This window comes from Dyadobacter sp. (assembly GCF_051859145.1).
Lineage (GTDB): Bacteria > Bacteroidota > Bacteroidia > Cytophagales > Spirosomataceae > Dyadobacter.
Map to the genome: position 1 here is coordinate 1 of NZ_JBHYGF010000099.1, position 7,045 is coordinate 7,045.

Annotated in this window: 5 protein-coding genes and 1 pseudogene; 1 reads left to right on the forward strand and 5 read right to left on the reverse strand. The window is 47.5% G+C overall.

The window, feature by feature from the left end; translation table 11 throughout:
- Positions 1-142: 142 nt before the first annotated feature.
- Entirely contained in the window at positions 143-1,330 is a 1,188-nt protein-coding gene (gene kbl, locus ACTIE6_RS07285) for a glycine C-acetyltransferase (RefSeq protein WP_439556008.1), read from the reverse strand.
- A 124-nt stretch (positions 1,331-1,454) separates the two neighbouring features.
- Entirely contained in the window at positions 1,455-2,408 is a 954-nt protein-coding gene (locus ACTIE6_RS07290) for an NAD-dependent epimerase/dehydratase family protein (RefSeq protein WP_439556009.1), read from the reverse strand.
- A 169-nt stretch (positions 2,409-2,577) separates the two neighbouring features.
- Between ACTIE6_RS07290 and ACTIE6_RS07295 the strand changes: the two genes are divergently transcribed.
- Positions 2,578-3,039 carry an Lrp/AsnC family transcriptional regulator gene (locus ACTIE6_RS07295; protein WP_439556010.1) on the forward strand — a complete coding sequence of 154 codons (462 nt, stop codon included), beginning with the start codon at positions 2,578-2,580 and terminating at the stop codon, positions 3,037-3,039.
- Here the strand turns inward: ACTIE6_RS07295 and ACTIE6_RS07300 are convergent, their stop codons facing one another.
- The 3 genes and pseudogenes from ACTIE6_RS07300 to ACTIE6_RS07310 form a co-directional block, all read right to left on the reverse strand.
- Positions 3,040-5,448 (reverse strand): hypothetical protein, encoded by a 2,409-nt coding sequence (locus ACTIE6_RS07300; RefSeq protein WP_439556011.1) that lies wholly within the window; start codon positions 5,446-5,448, stop codon positions 3,040-3,042.
- Between the two features lie 20 nt (positions 5,449-5,468).
- Positions 5,469-6,593, reverse strand: coding sequence for a DUF4249 domain-containing protein (locus ACTIE6_RS07305; protein WP_439556012.1), 1,125 nt, complete (start codon positions 6,591-6,593; stop codon positions 5,469-5,471).
- A gap of 14 nt (positions 6,594-6,607) precedes the next feature.
- Positions 6,608-7,045 (reverse strand): annotated as a pseudogene (locus tag ACTIE6_RS07310) (TonB-dependent receptor); the annotation flags it as partial.

A 7,045-nucleotide genomic window follows, 5' to 3' on the forward strand; every position in this document is an offset into this window, starting at 1 on the left:
AGTACACCGAATGAAGGCAGCTTAGATGAAGAAGTAAACATTTCACAAACGTGTCCACTTTTTTCAGGACAAGACAGATGGAGGAAAGGGACGAAAGGGTTTTTCCATCCTCCCTTTCCTCCATCCTCCCCTTTCTCCTTTTCTAAATTACTCCCAAATCCCTCCCTACCTTCGTGAATGCGGCTACGGCTTTTTCGAGGTGTTCCTGCTCGTGGCCGGCTGATATTTGTACGCGGATCCTGGCTTTACCTTGCGGAACAACCGGGTAGAAGAAACCGATCACATAAATGCCTTCTTCAAGCAATTTAGCGGCGAATTCCTGTGCAAGTTTTGCCTCGTAAAGCATAATGGGAACAATCGGGTGCTCGCCGGGCAGGATATCGAAGCCGGCTTCGGTCATAGCCTTGCGGAAGTATGCTGTGTTTTTTTCGAGTTTGTCGCGGAGTGCTGTCGAGGACGAAAGCAAATCAAGTACTTTGATAGACGCGCCTACAATGGAAGGCGCCAGTGTATTTGAAAAAAGATACGGTCTTGAACGCTGACGCAGGATTTCAACAATCTCCTTTTTGGCCGCTGTAAAACCGCCCGAGGCGCCGCCCAACGCTTTCCCGTAAGTACCTGTTATGATATCAATGCGGCCCATTACATTCCTGAACTCGTGAGAGCCGCGGCCCGTTTTGCCCATAAAACCTGTCGCGTGACATTCGTCTATCATAACCATTGCCCCATATTGTTCTGCCAGGTCACAAATTTTATCAAGCTGCGCGATAGTCCCGTCCATTGAAAAAACACCGTCGGTCACAATCAGTATCCTTCTGCTTCCTGTCGCCTCTTTCAATTGTGTTTCAAGATCTGAGATATCGTTGTGCTTGTACCGGAAACGCTTTGCCTTGCACAACCGGATTCCGTCAATCAGTGAGGCGTGGTTCAGTTCGTCAGAAATAATTGCATCCTGCTCGTTCAGCAAAGGCTCAAACAAACCGCCATTTGCATCGAATGCAGCTGCGTACAGGATGCAATCTTCCGTTCCCAGGAATTCAGCGGTTTTCCGTTCCAGTTCCTTATGAATGTCCTGGGTACCGCAGATAAATCGTACCGACGACATTCCAAAACCGTGCGTTTTGATCGCTTCTATTCCGGCCTGAATGACTTCCGGGTGCGACGATAGTCCGAGATAGTTATTTGCACAAAAGTTAAGCACATCTTTCCCGTCGGTAGTAGCAATACTTGCCGCCTGCGGAGTGGTAATAACTCTCTCCTTTTTATATAAGCCCGCTTCTTTGATAGCGTCGAGCTCTTTTTCTAGTTCTTGCTGGATTGTTGCGTACATGGTTCAATTTTGAATGACTGAATGACTGAATGATTGAATGTGTGAGTTTGTGAGTTAGCGAATGATCTGTTTGACCCAATGACCTAATGACCTGACAACTCACCACAACTTCAATTTTACTTACCTAGTGTTTTACCGGCTTGTACTTGATGGTCAGCTCTTTGATCATCTCCTCTGTCATCTTGTCGAGGTTGTAAGATGCGCGCCAGCCCCAGTCTTTTCTGGCTTGTGTGTCGTCAATTTCCTGTGGCCACGATTCGGCAATTTGCTGGCGGAAGTCAGGTTTATATGTGATCTTAAAATCCGGAATGCACTTGCTGATACTGGCTGCGATCTCTTTTGGAGAAAAGCTGGTTCCTGCGAGGTTATATCCTGTCCTGACGGTGATTTTCTCAGCGGGCGCTTCCATCAGCCGCACCGTTGCGTCCATTGCGTCGGTGATATAAATCATCGGCAATGTTGTATCTTCCTTTAAAAAGCATTCAAACGTCTCCCCTTTTACAGCTTTGTGGTAAATGTCCACTGCATAATCCGTGGTACCTCCGCCTGGCATAGATTGGTAGCCAATAATGCCCGGATACCTGATTGAGCGGATATCCAGCCCGTACCTTTTGAAATAGTAGTTTGACCAGTTTTCGCCGGCAGCCTTGCTGATCCCGTAAACCGTTCCCGGGTCCAGATAAGACCATTGTTCTGCCCGCGCATCAACCTGATCGCCGAAAACTGCGATTGAGCTCGGATAGAATATTTTCTGAACGTTGTTTTCTCTCGCAACTTCCAACACATTGAAGTAAGTCTGCATATTGATATGCCAGGTTTTCAAAGGTTCCTGCTCGCCTTTTGCAGAAAGGATTGCTGCCAGATGATAAATCTGGGTAACCTTATGTTTTTTCACAATCGCCGCAAGTGCAGTCGCGTCTGTCGCGTCGAGCAGCTCAAAAATGCCTTTTTCCAATTCAGGATTCCGAAGGTCGGAGGCTACTACGCGATCGATCCCATAGATCTCCCGCAGGTACTCCACCAAAACAGAACCGATCTGACCGTTCGCCCCGATTACCAAAACATTTTCTGACTTCATAGGGATTCTTGTTTAAAGCATAAATCACTTGCAATTTGCGTTTTCAGAAATTTATTTTCAACAATCAGGCAATTATGCAGGAAACATTACCGCACATTAGCTACATTCCAGCAAAATCACCTTTTACACATATCCACTTTCAAGCTGCGGCAGCAAATATTATTGCACCATGGAACAACTGGACAAAATCGATACCAAAATCCTTCGCATTCTTCAAAAAGATGCAAAAAAAACGACCAAGGAAATCGCTACGATGCTTAATCTGACAATATCACCGGTCTACGAGCGGATCAGGCGACTGGAAAGTTTGGGGTATATCAAACATTATGTGGCGATCCTGGACAAGAAGCTGATCAACCGGCAGGTAACTACCATTTGCCAGGTATCAATGCGATACCACAATGAAGCTTTTATCGAGAAGTTTGAGCAGGAAATCCAGGACCTGGATGAAGTACAGGAATGCTACCACATGGCGGGGCAGGTGGATTTTTTACTTAAAATCAATGTATCCAGCCTCGACGAGTACCACGATTTTGTCAAGTATAAATTATCCAAAATCGACAATATAGGTGTACTGAACAGCACTTTCGTGTTGAAAGAGATCAAGCACACCTCCGAATTTTACATCTGATCAGAAATTCCTTTTGTTGACCTCGAAAGAGAACCGCTTGCTGCCCGCCACACCAGCGGGTGTAATTCCCTGGATAACAACCTGGTACTTGCCGGTTTGGTCGGAGGTATAAAATTCAAGCGCAGCTTTTCCGTGTTTGTCGGCCACTACATTCGGTGCCCAATGGAGCAGGTTGCGAAAATCGGGAATGCGGCTGTTGGCGCTGGCTGCATCATACTTGGGAGCATAAAACTCGCGTTGCGCCTGCACGCCTTCGTAAGGCAGCACAAGTACTTTCGGATCGAGCTCAAAGCCGCCGAGGTCATTTCCGTAGGTTGTGAAAGTTACGATTCCGGTAAATGTCAGCGGCCCCAGGAAGTAGCGCGAGTTCAGTACTTCAATTTTCTTTACTTTCAATGGATCAAATTCGATGATCTTATCTGCATCGAAAACCGGAATTCCATCTACCATGATCAGAGGATCGGTGTCATAGTAAGTGTTTGGCAAAAGCTTGTCTATCATCCTGAAATGATATTCCTTCTGTCTTCTTCTCACTAGAACTCCTTTTACATATTCACGCAAAACCTCTTCCATTGTTGGAAAACGGGTGAAATCATCAAGGAAATACTTTTCATCGGGCACACCAAAGAATGCGACCGAGTCGGTTAATGTGACTTTCTTCTGCGTATAAACCCGGGGCAGATAAGAGTTGCCGGTCTGCATATTGATCGTGCGTGTCAGCAGCTGGTTTTCGAGGGTTTTGTCAAAAAAGAAAGCGGGCGCCGCATTACCGGAAAACTGCTTTGAAAACGGATTGGCGATCTCAAACTTATAAGTCGAATCCATTGCGAGATTGGTTTGTACCGTGATCTCCTTGGGTCCTTCAAAACGGCGCACTTCAAAAGTTACCTTTCCATTCTGATCACTCTGGGCTACATATAACCTTGCCGGAACGTCGAGCGCAGCCAGAAATGCATCTTTTCCTTTGGCAGGAGTTCCGTCTTCCCTGCTTACAATGCGCCCCGTAATGAAGTGGCCGTCATGTTCAGGCACATTTTCGTACTTGGGTGGCTGATTACCAAATACATTATCCCACTTCAACCTCCGCCAGCCGTGCGTCAGCATTAAATTGTCCAGCTGCTGAGCGGTATCCTTATTCACATTGCTGAAATAATAAGCGGGCGATTCTATGGTGCCTTTTAAATCGGAATTGAGCCAGAGGTAACTTGCTATATCCTGCTGAGGATCTGCCTGAATGGAATCTTCGAGGTAAATAGCCACTGACAGGTTCGTCAGCTGTTCAGCCGCCGCAGCTACATTCGCTGAAAGGTTCAATGCGACTTTTTCGCGGGTAATGAATGTTTTGGCCAGATTTGCTTCCAGGTCGAGCTTGCTTTGGGGACGCTTGAAATATAACCGCTCGCAAACCGGCTTCACCTTCTCATTGAAAATCGTGATATGCGAAATCCCTTCCCCCAACTTGCTTTTATCAACCAGAAAATACGTCCTGTTTCTGATAAGCGGCTTTTTCTCGATCACCGGATTGGCCTGCCTAGTGTGCGCGAGCATGTAAACATATACGGGCTCGTCGGTATTCAGCTTTGCAGTTACGGACACTTTGAGCCACTGGTCGGTAGAATCCTTTACCTGCATAACAAAGCCTTGTCCCTCAACCGCAGGAAGCGCATATTCCGTGCGGTTACCTTTTGCATCGGTTACGTAAGCTTTGTAAGTCTCGCCTTCTTTGGGGGTAAATGCAAAGCTGCCGATTCCATTGATCGAGGGCGCAAATTTCTGAATGGTATCATTCTGTGCATTGACAACAGCTCCATTGAACCGGATTCCCTTTCCATCGGCCGCGACCGCACGGAATGCAATTTTACTGGCCAGCCCCTGCACCAGCCGCCCGCCTTCCGGGAAAAATTGCACATCGTACTTGCTTTCACCTTTTACAGTACGATCCGGCTCGAACCTGACAAACGGATTCACAATGGACACTGCAGTTTCAAAGAACTGATCTGCGCCGAAATTCTTCATCCAGTTGGTATAGCAGCGCACTTTATAATTTCCGCTGATAATCGCAGCCGGCAGCAGCACTGATCCGTTCCCTTTTCCTTCCTGCATGGAGAATTTGGTTTGCACGACCGGGTTGTTATCCAGGTCTAGAATTTCCAGGTAACCTACTTTGCTCAAATCAAGGAACCGGTGCGTCTCGCCATTGAGCAAATACGCTTTGAACCAGACAGTCTCTCCTACCAGATAAAAAGGTCTGTCCAGATGCACATACATTTTCTCCTGGACCGCGCGCCCTGCATATAAGTCAAAGCGCTGCTTCATAGAAGTGACCATGGGATCTTCCTGCGCGCTCGCAATAAGCGGAAATGCGATCAGCAAAAAGATATGAATAAAGGACCTCGCGAGTTTACACATGAGTTTCGCAGTATGAATAGCTACCAAAAAGTGGGTTTTGTGGTTGTTCCGCCTTGTGTCCTGCAATCAATGCAGCTGGCCGGCGCGCCCAGAATGTACTCTGCCCTTTCTCCTCCGAAAGACATCAACAGTGCGGCTGTTTCCAGCGCGCATTGCCTGTCGCTGTTGGGGCGGCAGACAATATCGAAAGTATCGGGCGGCATGCAGCGGGGGAAATTACCCAGGTGCGGCGCAATGGTCAGCCGCTTTGTTTGCTCGGTAGCTGCGCTGAAATAGCCGAACACGAGGTCTTTCGAATCGTTTACATTGTGAATGTTCCCGGTAACCTGTGAAGGTTGAGGGTCAAACAGGCTGCCTGTACCCTGGGTTGTTTTGGAAAGACTTGTCCAATACTCAAATGCTTCCCGGGAAAGTGCATATTGCCGCACCAGCACACTGTATCTGATATAAAGCTTATTGGTAGAAACAGGTACTTTAAATAGCGGAAGATCCTTGATGATATCACTGCTCAGCTTGATCGTGGAACCCAGGAGGATACTTCCTGATCGCATACTTCCCCAGCATTGGTTGATATCCTTATTCCGGGTCACAATCTTTTTATCCACAACTTCCAGATAGGAGTAGTAAGCAGACCTGTATTCCCAGGTTTCTTCAAACTTCCATCTGTAGAAATGCGTGTTGTTATTGGGATCGTGGGTATTTACGTAAAAAATCATGGCATCCTGACCCGCATCAAAGCGGTTGGTCAGACTATCAATCGCGGGTGTCTTCGTAACCTCCACGAATTCGGACATATACTCTTTTCCGGCCAATTTGATCCGCAGCCTGTATTTTGTATTCTCATTGTATTGCTGAGGCGGGAGCAGGTACAATCCCCTGCCCGCGTCTGTGAAGTTGTAGCTCTCGCCAGTTTCTGATTCTGCGGCAATAACAGCCCCTTCGACGCTCAGATTGACTGTTGGCTCATTTACATTCTGCGTCTGCCGCAACTCGATCCTGCTTGTATCCTGTCCTACATTCAGGAAACCGTCTACCACGAGGTACTTTTCAACAGAGTTGACTTCGGGCGGTGAAAAAGGCTCGACGCAACTATCCAGAATAAGCAGCAGCGCAAAAAAGCCGAGTTTAAATAACCAGTATCTCATATAATGTTGTTCTCCTAAAATCTGAAATTGTATGTAATGGTAGGAATCGGCTGGCCGAATATGGAAAGCTGGTATCCATTTACCCTTCCGCCAACTGTCTGGAAGTACACCGAAGTCGGGTTTTTCCTGCCCAGCAGGTTATAAACCGCGAGTGTCCAGGAACTGTGCGCCAGCTTTTTGATCCTGTGATTTCCTTCGATATTCATCGACACATCAGTCCGGTAGTAATCCGGAATGCGGAACTGGTTGCGGTCTGCATAGTAAACCCGCTGCGCGCCATCGATCAGGTACTTGCCGATTGGCGGGGTATAGGGCCGGCCGGTGCTGTATGTAAAGTTGAATGAAAGACTGAACCGGTGCGAGAAGCGGTAGTTGGAGATCAGCGTAAAATCGTGCGGGTTGTCGTAATTGCTCGGGTAGAAGTTGCCGCCATTCGGCGCATCCGGCGACTC